An 18,153-nucleotide genomic window follows, 5' to 3' on the forward strand; every position below is an offset into this window, starting at 1 on the left:
ACCAAGGAAGCCGATCCCCCGTCAGCCGACCACACCTGCAAGCCACTCCGCGTCGATCTCGCCCTCGGCGACGATCACCGCCGGACCCGTCATCTCGATCTCGCCGTCGAGGCGCTCGGTGATCACCAGACGTCCGCCGGGGACGTCCACGGTGTACGTCGCCGGAGTCCCGGTGACGGCCGGGTCGGCGCCGTCGCGGCGGGCCGCGGCCACGGCGACGGCGCACGCGCCCGTGCCGCAGGAGCGGGTCTCGCCGGAGCCGCGCTCGTGCACACGCATCGCCACGTGCCGGGGGCCGCGGTCGACGACGAACTCCACGTTCACGCCGTCCGGGTAGGCCGCGGCCGGGCTGAACGGCGGCGGGGAGAGCAGGGCGCCGGCGTCCGCGAGGTCGTCCACGAAAGCCACGGCGTGCGGGTTGCCCATGTTCACGTTCCGCGCGGGCCAGCTGCGCTCGCCGACGCTCACCGTGACGTCCCCCTCGGGGAGCCGCGCCCTGCCCATGCCGACGGTGACGTCACCGTTCTTGGCGAGGTGCACGGTCTTCACGCCCCCGCGCGTGGCGACGGCGATGTCACCGTCGGCCACATGACCGGCGCGCTGGAGGTAGCGCGCGAACACCCGCACGCCGTTGCCGCACATCTCCGCGATCGAGCCGTCGCCGTTGCGGTAGTCCATGAACCACTCCGCCTCGGCCGCCATCTCCTTGGCCTCGGGGTGCGCGGCGGACCGCACGACGTGCAGCACGCCGTCACCGCCGATCCCCGCGCGGCGGTCGCACAGGGCGGCGACGGCGGCCGGGGGCAGGTCGATGGCGTTCTCGGGGTCCGGGACGATCACGAAGTCGTTCTCGGTGCCGTGACCCTTGAGGAAGGCGATCCGCATGCTCATTCCTCGATCGTACGGGGTGGCTACGACACTTTGTCGACGCATCGTCGCGCCCGGGCATCAGCGGGCGTTTGCTCCACCGGGGGCCGGGGCACCGGCGGAAACGGCCGCGTACCTCGACCGACGGACACCTGGCCACGGCCGACCCGGGGCGTCAAACAGATGGCTGCCCACGGCCACCCCGTGCATCAGCGCAGCCGAGCCACCCGCCACACCGCCAGGACCACCACCGCGGCGACCACGATCATGTACGCGAGCACCACGCGCCAGTCCGGGCGCCGCCCGGACCCCCGCTGCGGCAGCCCGGGCCAGGTGTAGCCCACCTTGCGGGCGGCCATCATGCCCCAGCCCGCCGCGCAGGAGCAGATCAGCAGCCCCAGCATGGCGATCACGGCGCCGCTGTCGCCGAAGTCGAAGGCCAACGGGAACGCGAACATCAAGGAGCCCACCGCGGCGAGGCCCACGATCGGCGCGAGCTGCCACAGCCGCAGCCGCCGCTGCGGACGCAGCTCGACCTCGACCTCGGGGCCACTCACGAACATCTCGTCCGGCTCGGGACCGTCGTCGGTCACACCGTCCGGCGCCTCGTCGGGCCCGTCGGGGCTCAGACGGACATCACCGTCGGGACTCAGACGGACATCACCGTCGCGGCTCAGACGGACATCACCGTCGGGACTCAGACGAACCTCACCGTCGCGGCTCAGACGGACGTCACCGTCGTGGCTCAGACGGACATCACCGTCGCGGCTCAGACGGACGTCACCGTCGGGACTCAGACGACCATCCCCGCCGGTGACCGGACGACCCTCGTCGTCCCGCTCCGGTTCGCCACCCCCGGTGGTGGCGTGCTCGGCGCCTTGTGCAGTGTCGCGAGGGCCGGCCTCCATCGCCACGCGCCCTCCCAACTAGGACTCCACTTGGTCGATCGAAGCTCGATGATGGCACGGCGTCGGATGCCCGGATGACGGCCGGAGCGTCCCGATGCCATGACGTGATCAGGCTGTAACCGGTCGTTCGAGCAACGCCAGGGCATGCCGCGGAAGTTCCGTGAGGTCCGCTGCGGCCCCACTGAGCCAATGCACCCGGGGATCGCGCCTGAACCATGAATCCTGGCGGCGCGCGAAGCGTTTGGTGGCCCGGACGGTCTCGGCCCGGGCCTCCTCCATGGTGCAGTTCCCGGCAAGCGCCGCGAGCACCTGCTGGTAGCCGAGCGCGCGCGACGCCGTACGCCCCTCGCGCAACCCCTGCGCCTCCAGTGCGCGCACTTCCTCGATGAGCCCGGCCTCCCACATCCGGTCGACCCGGCGCGCGATGCGCTCGTCGAGCTCGGGACGCGCCACGTCGACGCCGATCTGCACGGTGTCGTAGACCGAGTCGTGGCCCGGGAGGTTGGCGGTGAAGGGCATGCCGGTGATCTCGATCACCTCCAGCGCCCGGACGATACGGCGGCCGTTGCTGGGCAGGATCGCCCGCGCGGCCTCCGGATCGGCGGCGGCGAGGCGGGCGTGCAGCGCGCCGGAGCCGCGCAGCGTGAGCTCTTCCTCCAGCCGCGCCCTGACCTCGGGATCGGTGCCGGGGAACTCCAGGTTGTCGACGGCCCCACGGACGTACAAGCCGGAGCCGCCGACCAGGATCGGCCAGCGGCCCTCGGCGAGCAGGGCGTCGATCCGCTTCCGGGCGAGCCGCTGGTACTCGGCGACGGAGGCCGTGACCGTCACGTCCCAGATGTCGAGCAGGTGGTGCGGGATGCCGCTGCGCTCCTGAGGCGTCAGCTTGGCGGTGCCGATGTCCATCCCCCGGTAGAGCTGCATCGAGTCGGCGTTGACGACCTCCCCGCCGAGTTGCTGGGCCAGGTAAACACCCAGATCGGACTTTCCGGCCGCGGTCGGTCCGACGACGGCGATGACTCGGGGGGCGGGAAGTGCGCTGCTCACCGCACCAGTCTCGCAAACCTCCTACCCGGCTCTCGAACGAGTTACGTGACGGCGGCGATCCGGAGTCGTTGCCCGTTGCGTGGTTCACGCCGCCGGTTCTCAGAAGCGGCGACTCAGGTGACGCAGCGGACGCTCCCCGAGCTCCTCGGCTTCGCCCGGGAAGGGACCCCCATGGCGACGCGGGATTTCGCCCGCACGAGTAACGTATGGAGTTGATATGGGCGTTTTTGCGCGACTTTTCCGCAGGTCGAAGACCAAGGAGGAGACGTCGACCGCCGAGGCTCAGGCCGACCAGCCGTCGGCCGTGTCCGAGGCGGATGGGGCTGCGGAGGCGAAAGCCTCCGAAGAGAAGGGATCCGGCGAGACCGACGCCGGGGCCGGGACGGAGCCGGCCGCGGCGAAGGAGGGCGACAAGGGCGACGCCCCGGAGGCCGTCGACATCCCCCAGCAGCAGTCCCCCGGCAAGGCCGCCGACAGTGAGGCCGACGAGAACGCCCGGACGTAGAGGCCCCGCGAGGGAAGGTGAACCATGGGTCTTTTCAACAATCTGAAGGCCAAGCTCACCCCGGCCAAGGGCAAGGTCTCCGACCTCGCGCAGCAGCACGGGGACAAGATCCAGCACGGCATCGACAGGGCCGCGAAGGTGGTCGACGAGCGGACCAAGGGCAAGTACAGCGACAAGATCCACACGGGCACCGACAAGGCCAAGGGCGCCATGGACCGGCTCGCGCACAAGGACGAGCGGGACACGGGAGGCGGCGCGACCACGCCGCCGAGCGGCCCGCCGCCGACCTCGTGAACAGCCGACAGCAGAGCTGACAGCGGGGCCGAGGGCAAGCACAGACCAGGGCATACGGCACGACGGGCGGCCGCGGAGCACAGGGCTCCCGGCCGTCCGCCGTTTCCGGTTGGGGTTCCGGTTCCGAGGCCCCTCCCCCTCCCCCCCCTGCCCACCCCTCCCCCGCCTCGCCCCGCCTTACGACCAGGCCGCCACCACGTACCCCACCCCGTACGGCGCGTCCTCGTACAGCAGCGCACCGCCGAGCCCGGCGCCCGCGGCCGCCCCTGCGAGCACCTGCCACGGCGCCCGTCCCGACACCATCAGCAGGCGTGCCAGCTCCACGTCCAGCGCCTCCAGGGCCGCGAGGTCCGCCGCACCCAGCGCACGCCCGACCGCCGCGTCGAACGGCTCCGCCCGCTCGTCGAGATAGCCCGGCGCCTTCAGCGTGCGGCACGCGCTGGCGTCGCCCATCACCAGCAGCGCCACCCGCTCGGACCCGGCGGCGATGTCCCTACCGATTTGGATACACCGCTCAGGCGGGAGAGGTTCCGCCACGGTGAGTCCCTCGATCGGGGCATCCGACCATCCAGTGCGGTCCAGCAGCCACGCGGCGACCGCCAGCGACGGCGGCAGCGCCCGCCGCGCGTCCGCGTCGGCAGGCCTGTCCCGGCCCAGTCGTACGTCGACATCGACGCCGAAGCCGCGGAACGAGCCGTGCGTGCCCTCCGGGTACGTCTCGACCTCGCCCTGCCGTGTGGGCCCGACGACGATCAGCCGGTCGGGCCGGGCTGCGGCGAGCACTCCCAGCGCGTCCGTGCACGCGGCACGGGCAACGTCCAGCTCGGGTGCGGCGCCCGCGGCGACCGCGGGCACGAGAAGCGGCGGGCAGGGGCAGACTGCGGCGGCGACAAGCATGATCGGCAGCGTAACCCCGCAGCCCCATCGGTCAGCGACCCGACCTCAGTCGGCCGGACCCCGGTCAGCCGACGCCTGTCAGCCGACCTCAATCAGCCCGACCCAAGTCGACCCGACCTCAGTCGCAGCCGCATCCGCTGCCCGAAGCCACCGGCAGCGGCTCCGGGACGCCCACCTTCGGCAGGCCGAGCAGTACGCCGGCCGGCTTGGCCGCCTCGGCGGCGTTGCGCTTCTCCCAGGCGTCGCCCGCGCGCGTGCGGCGCACGTCGAGGACGGGGCCCTCGGCGAGGAGGTGGTGCGGGGCGGCGTACGTCGCCTCGACCGTGACCACGTCGCCGGGGCGGACCTCCTGCTCCGGCTTGGTGAAGTGGACCAGGCGGTTGTCGGGGGCGCGGCCGGAGAGGCGGTGGGTGGCGCCGTCCTTGCGGCCCTCGCCCTCGGCGACCATCAGCTCAAGGGTGCGGCCGACCTGCTTCTTGTTCTCGTCCCAGGAGATCTCCTCCTGGAGGGCGACGAGACGCTCGTAGCGGGCCTGGACGACTTCCTTGGGGATCTGGTTGTCCATCTCGGCGGCCGGGGTGCCGGGCCGCTTGGAGTACTGGAAGGTGAAGGCCTGGGCGAAGCGGGCCTCGCGGACCACATGCAGCGTCTGTTCGAAGTCCTCCTCGGTCTCGCCGGGGAAGCCCACGATGATGTCGGTGGTGATCGCCGCGTGCGGGATGGCGGCGCGGACCTTCTCGATGATCCCCAGGTAGCGCTCCTGGCGGTACGAGCGGCGCATCGCCTTCAGGACGGTGTCCGAGCCGGACTGGAGCGGCATGTGCAGCTGCGGCATCACGTTCGGCGTCTCGGCCATGGCGGCGATGACGTCGTCGGTGAAGTCGCGCGGGTGCGGCGAGGTGAAGCGGACGCGCTCCAGGCCGTCGATCCTGCCGCAGGCCCGCAGCAGCTTGCTGAAGGCCTCGCGGTCGCCGATGTCGCTGCCGTAGGCGTTGACGTTCTGGCCGAGCAGCGTGATCTCGGAGACGCCCTCGGCGACCAGGGCCTCGACCTCGGCGAGGATGTCGCCGGGGCGGCGGTCCTTCTCCTTGCCGCGCAGTGCCGGGACGATGCAGAAGGTGCAGGTGTTGTTGCAGCCGACGGAGATCGACACCCACGCCGCGTACGCGCTCTCGCGGCGCGTCGGCAGCGTCGACGGGAACGCCTCCAGCGACTCGGCGATCTCGACCTGCGCCTCCTCCTGCACGCGCGCGCGTTCCAGCAGGATGGGCAGCTTGCCGATGTTGTGCGTGCCGAAGACGACGTCCACCCAGGGCGCCTTCTTGACGATGGTGTCGCGGTCCTTCTGCGCGAGGCAGCCGCCGACCGCGATCTGCATGCCGGGCCGCTGGGCCTTCTTCGGCGCGAGGTGGCCGAGGTTGCCGTACAGCCGGTTGTCGGCGTTCTCCCGGACCGCGCAGGTGTTGAAGACGACGACGTCGGCCTCGCCGTCGGAGCCCTCCGGGGCGCGTACGTACCCGGCGTCCTCCAGCAGCCCGGCCAATCGCTCGGAGTCGTGGACGTTCATCTGGCACCCGTAGGTGCGGATCTCATAGCTGCGAGTGACGCCCACTGTCTGGCTCCGGTCGATGCTGCTCATGCCATAAGGGTAGGCGGTCCCGGGAGTGCGCCTTTCCGGCGTCTGCCCGGCGGCTGTCGCCAAGCTGCGTCCAGGGCCTGCGTGGGGCCGTGTTCGAGATCGCGCGGGCGACGCACAGGCGCTGTCGCCGGCACTCACGGCTCGATCAGCCCCGCCCTGATCGCGTACCGCGTGAGCTCCAACCGGTCCCGCATCCCGAGCTTGTGGAGCAGGTTCGCGCGATGCCGTTCGACAGTCTTCGCACTGATGAAGAGGAGCTCCCCGATCTCCTTGGAGGTGTGGCCCTCGGCCACCAGTTTGAGGATCTCCTCCTCACGCTCGGTGATGGCCCGCTCGGGCAGCCCGTCCCCCCGGTGGAGCCGGTCCAGGTAGGACCGTACGAGGGCCCGCTCGGCCCCCGGATAGATGAACGGCTCGTCCCGCACCGCCGCCCGGCACGCCTCGACCAGATCGCGGTCGGCGACGGACTTCAGCACGTAACCGCAGGCCCCGGCCCTGAGCGCCTCGAAGAAGTACTGCTCGTTGTCGTACATCGTCAGGATCAGGATCCGCAGCTCCGGCAGCCGCCGGGACAGCTCGCGAGCCGCCTGCAGCCCGGTCGTCCGGGGCATCGCCACATCCAGTACGGCCAGATCCACCCCGCCCGCCCGGGCGAGCTCGACCGCCTCCGCGCCGTCCCCCGCCTCGGCGACGACCGTCAGATCGGGCTCACCGTCCAGGATGAGCCGCACTCCCCGGCGTACGAGCGTGTGGTCGTCCGCAAGCAGCACGCGTATCGGGGCCGGCATCAACGGCCCCCGCCGGTAAGGGGTATGTGCAGCCGTACATCCGTGCCCTGCTCCGGCGCCGGCCCCAGCGTGAGCACCGCCCCGACCAGCAGCGCCCGTTCGCGCATCCCGCCGATCCCGGCCCCTTCCGGCGCCGTACCGAGTCCCTTGCCGTTGTCGCGGACGAGCAGCTCGACGCCCTCCGCGACCGGCCCGAACCGGAGTTCGACACGGTCGGCACCGGAGTGCCGCGCGGTATTGGTGAGCGCCTCCTGGGCCACCCGGTACACCACCAGTTCGGTCTCCTCGTCGAGCGGAGGCAGCTCACCGTGCACGTCATGCCGCACCGTCAGCCCGTGCGCGGTGAACTCTGCGGCCAGCGCCCGCAGCGCACTGGCCGGCCCCAGCTCTTCCAGCACCCCCGGCCGCAACCGGCGCGCGATACGCCGGATCTCGTCGAGACCGGCACGGGTCGCGTCCTGCGCCTGCCCGACCTCGTCGCGCAGTTCCTCGGGCGCCCGGTCGGCGACCCGCTTGAGCTGGAGCAGGACGGCGGTGAGGGTCTGCCCGACCTCGTCGTGGAGTTCGCGCGCGACGCGGTGACGTTCTCGCTCCTGCGCGGACAGCGCACGGGCCGCACTGGTGGCGCGCTCGGTCTCCAGCCGGTCCAGCATCGTGTTGTACGTCGTGATGAGCGCCGCCGTCTCCACGGGCCCGGCGACCTCGGCGCGGGCGCCCGGCCGCAGCAGATCGGCGGTGGCCATGGCCCGGCCCAGACGGCCCAGCGGGGCCAGACCGACCCGCAGGACGGCCGCGTTGACCGCGAGCAGCGCCGCGAGGCCGCCGACGACGACCAGCGCCTCGCCCGGCAGCACCGGGGTCGACACGGTGACCGGGCCGAGCAGCAGGGCGGCGGCCACGACGAGGCCGAGGGCGTTCAGGGAGAAGATCCGCCAGAACAACGACACCCCTCCACCGGCCCCTCTCCCGTCCGACAGCACTGCCCTGACCAGCCTCTCCGGCCGCTCCTCCACCCGTCCATCCGTGATGACACCCATATCGCCACCGTAAGAGCGGATGACAGCATGACGGCAATCGGCAGGACGATCAGCAAGACGATCACGACGACCAGCAAGGGGAAGAAACGTGTCTGCTCCACGCCTGAGGGCGACGCCGCTACCGGGCATCGGGGTCCAGTACGACCTGGTCACCCGGGAACACCGCCATCTGTCCGTGGTGGCCCACCGCGACGGAACTCGGACGGTCAACGTCTACCGGGCCGACGACCCGGACTCCTGCGCCCACTCCCTGCACCTGACCGCGCCGGAGGCGGGTGCGCTGATCGACGCGCTGCAGCCGTCGCACCACAGCAACAGCCTGCTGTCCACCACGGACCTCGGTCTGGTGGCCGAGCGGATCGAGGTCGGCGCCACCTCGCGCTGGAACGGCCGCGTCCTCGGCGACACCCGGATGCGCACCGAGACCGGCGCTTCCGTGGTGGCGGTGCTGCGGCGGGCGGGCGCGATCCCGTCCCCGGCGCCGGACTTCCGGCTCGCGGGCGGTGACACGCTGATCGTCATCGGGACCCGCGAGGGCGTCGACGCCGCCGCGGCGATACTCGGGCGGGAGTGAACCGGTGCACTCCGCGGTCCTGTTGATCGAGTTCGGTTCGATTCTGCTCGGCCTCGGCCTGCTCGGCCGGGTGGCCGGCCGGCTGGGCTTCTCCCCCATCCCGCTGTATCTGCTCGCCGGGCTGGCCTTCGGCGAGGGCGGTCTGCTGCCGCTCGGCGCGAGCGAGGAGTTCGTGGCCATCGGCGCCGAGATCGGCGTCATCCTGCTGCTGTTGATGCTCGGCCTGGAGTACACGGCGAGCGACCTCGTCACCAACCTCAAGGCGCACTATCCGGCGGGCCTGGTCGACTTCGCGCTCAACGCCCTGCCGGGCGCGGCCGCCGCGCTGCTCCTCGGCTGGGGCCCGGTGGCCGCCGTGGTCCTGGCGGGCGTCACCTGGATCTCGTCCTCCGGTGTCATCGCCAAGGTGCTCGGCGAACTCGGCCGGATCGGCAACCGCGAGACGCCGGTGATCCTCAGCGTGCTGGTCCTGGAGGACCTGGCGATGGCCGTGTACCTGCCCATCGTCACCGCGCTGGTCGCCGGGGTAAGTCTGGCGGCGGGCAGCGTGACGCTGGCGATCGCGCTGGGCGCGGCAGGGCTGGTGCTCTTCGCGGCGGTGCGCTACGGCCGCGTCATCTCGCGGTTCGTCTCCAGCGACGACCCGGAGAAGCTGCTGCTGGTCGTGCTCGGCCTGACGATCCTGGTCGCGGGCATCGCCCAGCAGCTCCAGGTGTCGGCGGCGGTGGGCGCGTTCCTGGTCGGCATCGCGCTGTCCGGGGAGGTCGCGGAGGGAGCGCACACGCTGCTGAGCCCGTTGCGCGACCTGTTCGCCGCGGTCTTCTTCGTCTTCTTCGGCCTGCACACCGACCCGGCGAGCATCCCGCCGGTCCTGCTGCCCGCCCTCGCCCTGGCCGTCGTCACCGCCGTCACCAAGATCGCCACCGGCTACTGGGCGGCCCGGCGCGCCGGCATCTCCGTCAAGGGCCGCTGGCGCACGGGCGGCGCGCTGGTGGCGCGCGGCGAGTTCTCGATCGTGATCGCGGGCCTGGCGGTGACGGCCGGCATCGAACCGTCCCTGGGCCCCCTGGCCACCGCGTACGTCCTGATCCTGGTCATCCTCGGCCCCGTCACCGCCCGCTACACCGAGCCCCTCGCGATGCGCTGGACGCGCCGCTCCAAGGGGACGCCCGAGCCGGTACGGCGGGAGGAGGACGCCAGGGCGGAGGCGCCGGTGGGGGACTGAGGTCCGGGCGCTGCGGGGCACACCCCAACCCGACCGCATGACCGAGACCCCGGCACCCCAAGGCACACCCCAACCCGACCACATGACCGAGACCCCGGCACCCCAAGGCACACCCCAACCCGACCACATGACCGAGACCCCGGCACCCCAAGGCACACCCCAACCCGACCACATGACCGAGACCCGGGCGCCCCCAAGGCACGCCCTAACCTGACCACGTGACGGACGAGACGGGCTTCCGGGTGGGCGACGTGCTGACTGTCGCCTGCCCGTTCACCCCGACCCGGGTGGCAGGAGGTGTGGAGCGGGATCACGTGTCGCTGGAGTGGCCGTGGTGGCGCCCGGACCCGGACAGCCGGTTCTTCCACTGGAACGGGGTCGTCGCGCTCGGGGCCGAGGCGCTGAGGCCCGACGCCCGCACCCGGAGCTGGGACGAGATGGAGTTGTTCCGCACCGACCCGGCTCCGGAGCACCTGAAGCCCGGTGACATGTGCCGGGTGGGGGTGCCGCCGACGGTGGTCCACGTGACCGCCGTCGACCACTTCGATCCCCCGCTGGAGACGGGCTGGCTGCCCCGCCCTCGTCTGGCCGTCACCGTGTTGCCCCGGGGCCTGTCCTGCCGCGAGGTCCCAGCGGACAGTGAGGTCAACGGCACGGGTTACGAGATCCACCCCGGCGACGGGACACCGTTCACCTTCGACCTGCTGTTCAGGCCCTACGCATTCCTTCAGCCGGGCGACGAGGTCGCCGACGCCTCCGGGCGGGCCTGGCGCTTCGACGGCGCCTGGGACTGGTACGCCTTCGACGGCGAGGACACCCGCGAGGGCCCGGAGTGGCCACTGGCGCTTCTCACCCGCTCCGGAACACCGTGCGACGCACAGCAGACGGCGGCGGTGTCCGATGCCACCGCGTCCGGCTCGCACCGGGAAACCCACCTGCACTGGACCCGCCTCACCGACGCCACCCCCACGCCGCAGGGCACGGTCACCCCCCGTCTCCGCTGAGAACCCCCGCAGAACTGGCAGTCAGTGGCCCACGTCACTCGGAGATGTGGCCGGAATGTGGAACTCCCATGAGCGCGGCGTGGCATGCTCATGCTCGGTTACCGGCGGGTAAGTCTCCCCGCCGGATCCTCCCATGGCACCCCCCCACCACCCCAGGACTCACCTTGCGCAGACGCAAGCGGCACACGCGTGCCCTCGTGCCCGTCTTAACCGCAGCCGCCCTCCTGCTCGCCGCGGGCTGCTCCTCGCCCCCGCAGGAGGACACCCGCGCGACCGTCGAGCGGACCCGCCAGGCCCGGGCCGACCAGGCCGAGCCCGCCGGGGACAGCGAGCCGCTCGCCGTGGCGGCCGCCCCCGCCGACGCCCCGACCGCCACCGCCGACCCGGACGCGCCCGGAGAGCAGGCGGAGGCCCGGAAGAGCGACCTCACCGTCGACTCCTACGACAGCCGGACCCGACGCGCCGTCATCTCCGCGCCGGCGAAGGCGAGTTCCGGGCCGTCCCCGTCCCCCGACCCCGCCGTCGGCGACGTCATCGCCAGCGGCCCCGCGCCCGGCGCCCCGGACGGACTCCTCGCCAAGGTCACCAAGGTCATCGACGAGCGCGACGAGGGCACCGAGGTGCAGACCGAGCCCGCCACGCTCAACGCCCTGCTCGGCGACGACACCGCCCGCGGCTCCGTCCCGGTCGACCCCGCCGCCTTCGACGTCGACAAGCTGCTCCCCGACGTCGACGTCTCCTGGTCCAAGGCCGGCGACGTCCACGTCGGCCCCGAGGGCGCCACGGTCCCGCTCGGCAGCCTGCGCCTCGACGTACGGGCCGAACTGCCCGCCGTCGAGGGCTCGCCGGCATCGGCCGCGGCGTCCGTCTCCGGTCACGTCCAGCTCGCCCCGCAGGTCGACTTCCGGTACGGCGGCCAGGGCACCGGCGCCACCCCGGCCTCCGCGTACCTCGGTGTGTCCGGCGACTGGACCTCGGGCTGGGCCCTGCAGGGCCGTGCCGCCCTCTCCGACACGCCGCTGCGCATCCCGTTCGCGAAGCTGCACGCCGACCCGGTGCTCCAGGTCGGCCCCGTCCCCGTCGTGGTGAACCTCGACCTGACCTGCTATCTCCAGCTCAGCGGCGACGGCCGGATCACCGTCGACGTCGAGCAGAGCCTCAAGGGCGACTTCAAGGCGGGCGGCACCTTCGGCCTCGGCCAGGGATGGACACCGGTCAGCGAGTCCGAGATGACCAGCACGCCGGTGCGCACGTCGCTGACCACCGCCGGAAACGTGAAGGCGACCCTCGGCGCCCAGGCATCCGTCGGTCTCTACGGCACCGTGGGCGTCGCCGCCGACCTGGCCCCGTACCTCCGCGGCGAGGCCACGGCCACGGCCGGCACCCCCGCCGTCTGGAGCCTGTACGGCGGCGTCGACCTCACCGGCACCCTGCGCATCCAGCTGTCCGTCTTCGGCACACCGGCGTTCCAGCACAGCATCCCGCTGGGCGCCCTGCACCGGGAGTGGAAGCTCGCGGGCAGCGACATGGCATAGCGGCGGCAGGCCCGGTGCTACGGCGGTCCGGCTCACGCGGGAGGACACGAGCCGGACCGCCACCGCTTTCCATAACCCTCCGTCACACCCCGCCGGGCCGCCAGCCCTGCCGGCGCAGCACCGCCGACACGTCCGGTGCCTCGTAGTGCTCCCCCTTGAGGACCTTGCCGTCGGCGCGGCGCATCACCTGGCCGTCGGGGCCCAGCTTGGTCATGTTGGAGCGGTGGATCTCGGCTATGACCGCGTCCAGGTCGATGCCGTGCACCAGGGCCGTGCCGTACGCCACGTAGACGACGTCGGCCAGCTCGTGCGCCAGCTTGTCGAGCGGGCCGGTCACCGACACCTCGGCGACCTCCGCGGCCTCCTCGGCCAGCAGCTCGCCCCGGTGCGCGGCCAGGTCCGGCGGGACTTCCGTCGGAGCGCTGCGGGCGTCGAGGCCGAAGGCCAGGTGGAACTCACGGACCAGGTCGGCGGGCAAGGAACTCATGCCCGGAACACTATCGGCCCCCACTGACAGTCCCCTGTGATTCCCGCCCTGGTCAGCAGCCGGACGGGCTGGCAGGATCGCGCGCATGTCCAGAGCGTTCCCCCGTATCGGCACCCGCCGGGCCCTGCAGGGCGCGGCCGCCGGCGTTGTCGCCCTCGGCCTGCTGCTGTGGTGGCTGCTGCCGCTGGGCGAGGAGCCGCCGAGCGGGACGATCACGTTCAGCACCGGCACGCCGCGCGGGGTCTACCAGGAGTACGGCACCCTGCTGCGCACCGAGCTGTCCAAGGACATGCCGAACCTCAAGGTGCGGCTTGTGACCAGTGACGGCTCGCAGGAGAACGTCGCGCGCGTGGCGACCGGCGAGGCCGACTTCACCATCGCCGCGGCCGACGCGGTGGAGACGTACGAAGTGAACGAGGGACCCGGCGCCGACCGGCTGCGCGGGGTCGCACGGCTGTACGACGACTATGTGCATCTCGTCGTCCCGCGCGACTCGGACATCGACTCGGTCGAAGACCTGCGCGGCAGGCGGGTCGCCATAGGGCTGCCGCACTCGGGCGTGCGGCTGATCGCCACCCGCGTGCTGAAGGCGGCCGGCATCGACGCGCAGCGGGACATCACGCCGCTGTCCGACGGCATCGACACCGGGCCGGCGCGGCTCCGGCGGGGCGAGATCGAGGCGTTCTTCTGGTCCGGCGGGCTGCCCACGGACGGTCTGCTGCAGATGGCCCGGAAGTTCAAGGTCAAGTTCGTGCCGATCGACGCCGAGTTCGTCGCCGAGCTGCACCGGCAGGGCCCGGCCACCCACCACTACCGCGCGACCAACATGCCCGAGTCGGCGTACGGGGCCCGGGGCGGCGCCACCGTGCCCACCATGGCGGTGTCCAACGTACTGATCACCCGCAAGGACATGGATCCCGAGCTCACCGAGTGGGTGACCCGCACGGTGATCAAGAGCCGCGACCGCATCGGCGCGCACGTCCACTCGGCCCAGCTGGTCGATCTGCGCACGGCGATCTACACCGACCCGCTGCCCCTGCACGACGGCGCCCGACGCTACTACCGCTCGGTCAAGCCGTAGGGCTGCACCGCACCGCTCGGTCAAGCCATAAGGCTGTTGCCGTCCCGCTCGGTCAAGCCATAAGGGCTGTTGCCGTCCCGCTCGGTCAAGCCGTAAGGGCTGTTGCCGTCCGGCTCGGTCAAGCCGTAGGGCTGTTTCGAGGGACGGTCAACGTCACCTTCAGTCCGTGCGGTTCATGACGCTCGTACGCGATGGACCCACCGGCCGCCGCGAGCAACGCGCGCGTGATGGACAAGCCGAGCCCGGAGCCCTTCACGTTCTGGTGCCGACCGCTGCGCCAGAAGCGGTCACCCACACGGGTGAGCTCCTCGTCGGTCAGACCGGGCCCGCGGTCGGCGACCACGATGGTCGAGGTGCCGCCGTTGGAGGCCACGGTGACCTCGACGCACTCCCCCTCGGGGGTGAACTTCACGGCGTTGTCGATCACCGCGTCCAGCGCACTGGACAGCGTCACCGGGTCGGCCCACGCGGTCGTCGGCGGGCAGTCCCCCGCCAGCCGTACGCCCTTGGCCCGGGCGGTCGGGGCCCAGGCGGCGACCCGCTCGGCGGCCAGCGCGCCGATGTCGGCGAGCTGGAGGTCGGCCTCGGCGTGCTCGGCGAGCGCGAGGTCGAGCAGGTCGTCCAGGACCCGCGCCAGGCGCTTGCCCTCGGCCTGGACGGAGGCGATCTCCTCGTTGCCCTCGGGCAGTTCGAGGGCGAGCAGCTCGATGCGCAGCAACAGCGCGGCGAGGGGGTTGCGCAGCTGGTGGGAGGCGTCGGCGACGAAGGCGCGCTGCTGCTCCAGGACGTCCTCGACGTTGTCCACCATCTCGTTGAACGACCGGGCGAGCCTGCGCAGTTCCGGCGGCCCGCTCGCCACCGCGACCCGGGACTTCAGACGTCCGGTGGCGATCTCGTGCGTGGTGGCGTCCAGGACGCGTACGGGTCTGAGCACCCAGCCGGTCAGCCGCAGCGCGGCGCCGACGGCCAGCAGCATGGCGGCCGTCTCACCGGCGGCGATGACCAGCCAGCCGTACAGGATCCGCCAACGCATCTGCCCGGTGGGCGAGTCGGTGACGACGACGGCGACGACATCGCCGTCCCGGATGACCGGCGAGGCCACGACGAGCCGCCGGTCCTGCCAGGGCCACACCTGCCGGGGGTCGTCGCTGCGGCGGCTGAGCAGCGCCTCGTCGAAGGCCTCGCGCACCTCGCCCTCCCGGGGGAGGAACCACTCCGCGGGCGCATGAGCCATGGGGGTGTCATCGGCGTAGAAGACGCCGACACGGATGCCGTAGACGTCGTGGTAGCTGTCGAGTTCGCGGCGGAGCGTCTCCAGCCGCTCGTCCGGCTCGGTGCGGCGGGACCCGCTGGGCGAGGCGGTGACGAACTGGGCGAGGGCCGCGAAGAACGCCGTGTCGTCGATCCGGTCGACGACCACCTTCTGCTGCTGGGCCGCCGCAACGCTGACGGCGAGCGGGATGCCGAGCGCCAGCAGTACGGCCGCCATCAGGACGATCAGCAGCGGCAGAAGACGTGTGCGCACCCTGCCCCGCTACGCGGCCGGGGCGACGAGCCGGTAGCCGACGCCGCGCACGGTCTCGATCAGGGCGGGCATGCGCAGCTTGGCGCGCAGGGACGCGACGTGCACCTCCAGGGTGCGTCCGGTCCCCTCCCAGCTGGTGCGCCACACCTCACTGATGATCTGCTCCCGCCGGAACACCACCCCGGGACGCTGCGCGAGCAGGGCGAGCAGGTCGAACTCCTTGCGGGTCAGTTGGACAACCGAACCGTCCACGGTGACCTGGCGGGTGGGCAGTTCGATGCGTACGGCACCCAGGAGCAGCGCGGTCTCGCCGCCGGAGGCGGGGTCCTCGTGGGCGGTGCGCCGGCTGACGGCGTGAATCCGGGCGAGCAGTTCCCCGGTGTCGTACGGCTTCACGACGTAGTCGTCGGCGCCGAGGTTGAGGCCGTGTATACGAGAGCGGACGTCGGAGCGTGCGGTGACCATGATCACCGGGGTGCTGGTGCGCTTGCGGATCTTGCTGCACACCTCGTAGCCGTCCTGGTCGGGCAGGCCGAGGTCGAGCAGGACGACGCCGAAGCCGGCGCCCTCCGGTACGAGCGCCTGGAGGGCCTCCTCGCCGCTGCGCGCGTGCGTGACGTCGAAACCGTGCCGTGCGAGGACCGCGGACAGAGCGGCGGCGACGTGGTTGTCGTCCTCGACGAGCAGCAGTCTCATCCCGGCCCCCTTCGGTTCATCGACAGTACGGACTCGGCGGGTAGAAAAACGCATGCACGCGCGCGCGTGCACCAAGGCAGTCACGCTGATGGATGAGGACGGCGTCAAGAGGGTTCCGGTTGCGCGGCCCTTCCGTTATCCGGCCGATACGCGGGCCGGTCATCCGTGCTACCACCTGTGTCCAGCTGCTATCGGATCGTGATACTCAAATTCGCCTCAGATGTAATGACGCAGGTCGCGTAGGGTAGCTACTGTCCTCCGAAACCGAGGAGGACGGAGCCTGAGAGCGATGACCGAAGTATCGGTGGCCAAGGAAGATGTGGCCGCGACCGGCGAACTGGTCGTCCTGAAGAGCGTCAACAAGCACTTCGGCGCGTTGCACGTACTCCAGGACATCGATCTGACGATCGCCCGCGGCGAGGTCGTCGTGGTCATCGGGCCCTCCGGGTCCGGTAAGTCCACCTTGTGCCGCACCATCAACCGGCTGGAGACGATCGACTCCGGCTCGATCACCATCGACGGCAAGCCGCTGCCCGCGGAGGGCAAGGCGTTGGCCCGGCTGCGCGCCGATGTCGGCATGGTGTTCCAGTCGTTCAACCTGTTCGCGCACAAGACGGTGCTCGAAAACGTGATGCTGGGCCAGATCAAGGTCCGCAAGGCGGAGAAGAAGCAGGCCGAGGCGAAGGCCCGGGCCCTGCTCGACCGGGTCGGCGTGGCCTCGCAGGCGGACAAGTACCCCGCGCAGCTCTCCGGCGGTCAGCAGCAGCGCGTCGCGATTGCGCGGGCGCTGGCCATGGACCCGAAGGTGATGCTCTTCGACGAGCCGACCTCGGCCCTCGACCCGGAGATGATCAACGAGGTGCTGGAGGTCATGCAGCAGCTCGCCCGCGACGGCATGACCATGATCGTCGTCACGCACGAGATGGGCTTCGCCCGATCGGCTGCGAACCGTGTGGTGTTCATGGCAGACGGCCGCATCGTCGAAGAGGCCGTGCCGGACCAGTTCTTCAGCAACCCGCGCAGCGACCGCGCCAAGGACTTCCTGTCGAAGATCCTCCACCACTGACCGTCGCTCGCCGCCTCTCCCGCGACGAGCCGCGCTTCCCGCACCCGACGGCCCTCCACTTCATCACGCAAAGGATGTTCACCATGAAGCTCCGCAAGGCCACCGCCGCGGCGACCACCGCACTTGTCCTGTCCCTGACCGCGACCGCCTGTGGCGGCGACGGCGACTCGGACTCCGGTTCCGGTGGCGGCGACAAGATCAAGATCGGCATCAAGTACGACCAGCCGGGTCTGGGCCTGAAGGAGCCGGGCGGTTCCTTCTCCGGCTTCGACGTGGACGTGGCCACCTACGTGGCCAAGGAGTTGGGCTACGAAGCCGACCAGATCGAGTGGGTCGAGACCAAGAGCGCCGACCGTGAGAACGCCCTCTCCCGCGGCGACGTGAAGTTCATCGCGGCCACCTACTCCATCACCGACGAGCGCAAGGAGAAGGTCGACTTCGCCGGCCCGTACCTGCTGGCCCATCAGGACCTGCTGGTCAAGGCGGACTCCGACATCAAGGAAGGCACCGACCTCAACGGCAAGAAGCTGTGCTCGGTGACCGGCTCCACCTCTGCACAGAACGTCAAGGCCGAGATCGCTCCGGACGCCCAGCTGAAGCAGAACGGCACCTACTCGGAGTGCATCGCCGGCCTGCAGAGCGGCGCCGTGGACGCGGTGACCACCGACGACTCGATCCTCGCCGGCTTCGCCTCGCAGGACCAGTACAAGGGCCAGTTCAAGCTCGCGGGCCTGAAGCTGAGCAACGAGAACTACGGCATCGGCGTCAAGAAGGGCGACACCGAGACTGTGAACAAGATCAACGAAGCGCTGGAGAAGATGGTCAGCGAGAAGGCCTGGGAGAAGGCCGTCGCGGACAACTTCGGTCCGGCCAACTACAAGAACGAGCCCGCGCCGAAGATCGGCCAGATCGTTCAGTAACGCGGGAGTTCGCACCTAGCGGAGTGCTTCGCGGGCGCGCCGCCGCCGGCCGCTGTCC

General features: G+C 71.3%; 19 protein-coding genes. 9 read left to right on the forward strand and 10 right to left on the reverse strand.

All coding sequences use genetic code 11. From position 1 onward, the window contains the following. Nucleotides 1-21: 21 nt before the first annotated feature. The 3 genes from dapF to miaA all read right to left on the reverse strand — a co-directional run bounded on the left by dapF (nucleotide 22) and on the right by miaA (nucleotide 2,822). Nucleotides 22-891, reverse strand: a complete 870-nt coding sequence (gene dapF, locus I2W78_RS09300; protein ID WP_196458612.1) for a diaminopimelate epimerase — start codon at nucleotides 889-891, stop codon at nucleotides 22-24. 185 nt (nucleotides 892-1,076) lie between these two features. Continuing rightward, entirely contained in the window at nucleotides 1,077-1,544 is a 468-nt protein-coding gene (locus tag I2W78_RS09305; protein ID WP_230886021.1) for a hypothetical protein, read from the reverse strand. Between the two features lie 339 nt (nucleotides 1,545-1,883). Further along, complete coding sequence (gene miaA / locus I2W78_RS09310) at nucleotides 1,884-2,822, reverse strand: tRNA (adenosine(37)-N6)-dimethylallyltransferase MiaA (protein ID WP_196458614.1); 939 nt, start codon at nucleotides 2,820-2,822, stop codon at nucleotides 1,884-1,886. A gap of 217 nt (nucleotides 2,823-3,039) precedes the next feature. On the opposite strand from miaA, the gene I2W78_RS09315 reads away from it, so the two are divergent. Together I2W78_RS09315 and I2W78_RS09320 are read left to right on the forward strand one after the other, a co-directional pair. Next, nucleotides 3,040-3,327, forward strand: coding sequence for a hypothetical protein (locus I2W78_RS09315; RefSeq protein WP_196458617.1), 288 nt, complete (start codon nucleotides 3,040-3,042; stop codon nucleotides 3,325-3,327). A 24-nt stretch (nucleotides 3,328-3,351) separates the two neighbouring features. Then, complete coding sequence (locus tag I2W78_RS09320; protein WP_196458619.1) at nucleotides 3,352-3,621, forward strand: antitoxin; 270 nt, start codon at nucleotides 3,352-3,354, stop codon at nucleotides 3,619-3,621. A 177-nt stretch (nucleotides 3,622-3,798) separates the two neighbouring features. Here I2W78_RS09320 and I2W78_RS09325 read toward each other — a convergent pair whose 3' ends face one another. The 4 genes from I2W78_RS09325 to I2W78_RS09340 form a co-directional block, all read right to left on the reverse strand. Continuing rightward, nucleotides 3,799-4,518 (reverse strand): hypothetical protein, encoded by a 720-nt coding sequence (locus I2W78_RS09325; protein ID WP_196458621.1) that lies wholly within the window; start codon nucleotides 4,516-4,518, stop codon nucleotides 3,799-3,801. Nucleotides 4,519-4,636: 118 nt separating this feature from the next. Next, the gene (gene miaB / locus I2W78_RS09330) at nucleotides 4,637-6,157 is read right to left on the reverse strand and encodes a tRNA (N6-isopentenyl adenosine(37)-C2)-methylthiotransferase MiaB (RefSeq protein ID WP_196458622.1); all 1,521 of its coding nucleotides are present in this window, start codon (nucleotides 6,155-6,157) and stop codon (nucleotides 4,637-4,639) included. A gap of 134 nt (nucleotides 6,158-6,291) precedes the next feature. Further along, entirely contained in the window at nucleotides 6,292-6,945 is a 654-nt protein-coding gene (locus I2W78_RS09335) for a response regulator (RefSeq protein WP_196458623.1), read from the reverse strand. Next, nucleotides 6,945-7,892, reverse strand: a complete 948-nt coding sequence (locus tag I2W78_RS09340) for a sensor histidine kinase (protein ID WP_307783950.1) — start codon at nucleotides 7,890-7,892, stop codon at nucleotides 6,945-6,947. The genes I2W78_RS09335 and I2W78_RS09340 overlap by 1 nt, the downstream gene beginning before the upstream one ends. Before the next feature lie 178 nt (nucleotides 7,893-8,070). Between I2W78_RS09340 and I2W78_RS09345 the strand changes: the two genes are divergently transcribed. From I2W78_RS09345 to I2W78_RS09360, 4 genes are all read left to right on the forward strand, one after another. Next, a complete protein-coding gene (locus tag I2W78_RS09345) occupies nucleotides 8,071-8,556 on the forward strand; it encodes a cation:proton antiporter regulatory subunit (protein WP_196458625.1) in 486 nt (161 codons plus the stop codon). A gap of 4 nt (nucleotides 8,557-8,560) precedes the next feature. After that, nucleotides 8,561-9,781 (forward strand): cation:proton antiporter, encoded by a 1,221-nt coding sequence (locus I2W78_RS09350; protein WP_307783649.1) that lies wholly within the window; start codon nucleotides 8,561-8,563, stop codon nucleotides 9,779-9,781. Between the two features lie 218 nt (nucleotides 9,782-9,999). Then, on the forward strand, nucleotides 10,000-10,785 hold the full coding sequence (locus I2W78_RS09355) for a hypothetical protein (protein WP_196458626.1): 786 nt from the start codon (nucleotides 10,000-10,002) through the stop codon (nucleotides 10,783-10,785). A gap of 164 nt (nucleotides 10,786-10,949) precedes the next feature. Further along, nucleotides 10,950-12,320, forward strand: a complete 1,371-nt coding sequence (locus I2W78_RS09360; RefSeq protein WP_196458627.1) for a hypothetical protein — start codon at nucleotides 10,950-10,952, stop codon at nucleotides 12,318-12,320. Between the two features lie 82 nt (nucleotides 12,321-12,402). On the opposite strand, the gene I2W78_RS09365 is transcribed toward I2W78_RS09360, so the two are convergent. Beyond that, nucleotides 12,403-12,807, reverse strand: a complete 405-nt coding sequence (locus tag I2W78_RS09365) for a MazG nucleotide pyrophosphohydrolase domain-containing protein (protein WP_196458629.1) — start codon at nucleotides 12,805-12,807, stop codon at nucleotides 12,403-12,405. A gap of 85 nt (nucleotides 12,808-12,892) precedes the next feature. Between I2W78_RS09365 and I2W78_RS09370 the strand changes: the two genes are divergently transcribed. Next, nucleotides 12,893-13,888 (forward strand): TAXI family TRAP transporter solute-binding subunit, encoded by a 996-nt coding sequence (locus I2W78_RS09370; protein WP_196458631.1) that lies wholly within the window; start codon nucleotides 12,893-12,895, stop codon nucleotides 13,886-13,888. 118 nt (nucleotides 13,889-14,006) lie between these two features. On the opposite strand, the gene I2W78_RS09375 is transcribed toward I2W78_RS09370, so the two are convergent. Together I2W78_RS09375 and I2W78_RS09380 are read right to left on the reverse strand one after the other, a co-directional pair. Continuing rightward, on the reverse strand, nucleotides 14,007-15,413 hold the full coding sequence (locus tag I2W78_RS09375; RefSeq protein WP_196458633.1) for a sensor histidine kinase: 1,407 nt from the start codon (nucleotides 15,411-15,413) through the stop codon (nucleotides 14,007-14,009). 9 nt (nucleotides 15,414-15,422) lie between these two features. Continuing rightward, nucleotides 15,423-16,109 (reverse strand): response regulator transcription factor, encoded by a 687-nt coding sequence (locus tag I2W78_RS09380; protein WP_196458635.1) that lies wholly within the window; start codon nucleotides 16,107-16,109, stop codon nucleotides 15,423-15,425. 289 nt (nucleotides 16,110-16,398) lie between these two features. On the opposite strand from I2W78_RS09380, the gene I2W78_RS09385 reads away from it, so the two are divergent. Together I2W78_RS09385 and I2W78_RS09390 are read left to right on the forward strand one after the other, a co-directional pair. Continuing rightward, nucleotides 16,399-17,175, forward strand: a complete 777-nt coding sequence (locus I2W78_RS09385; protein ID WP_196458637.1) for an amino acid ABC transporter ATP-binding protein — start codon at nucleotides 16,399-16,401, stop codon at nucleotides 17,173-17,175. Between the two features lie 83 nt (nucleotides 17,176-17,258). Continuing rightward, nucleotides 17,259-18,095 (forward strand): glutamate ABC transporter substrate-binding protein, encoded by an 837-nt coding sequence (locus tag I2W78_RS09390; protein WP_196458639.1) that lies wholly within the window; start codon nucleotides 17,259-17,261, stop codon nucleotides 18,093-18,095. Nucleotides 18,096-18,153: the final 58 nt, after the last annotated feature.

It is taken from the genome of Streptomyces spinoverrucosus (genome assembly GCF_015712165.1).
Classification (GTDB): Bacteria; Actinomycetota; Actinomycetes; order Streptomycetales; family Streptomycetaceae; genus Streptomyces; species Streptomyces spinoverrucosus_A.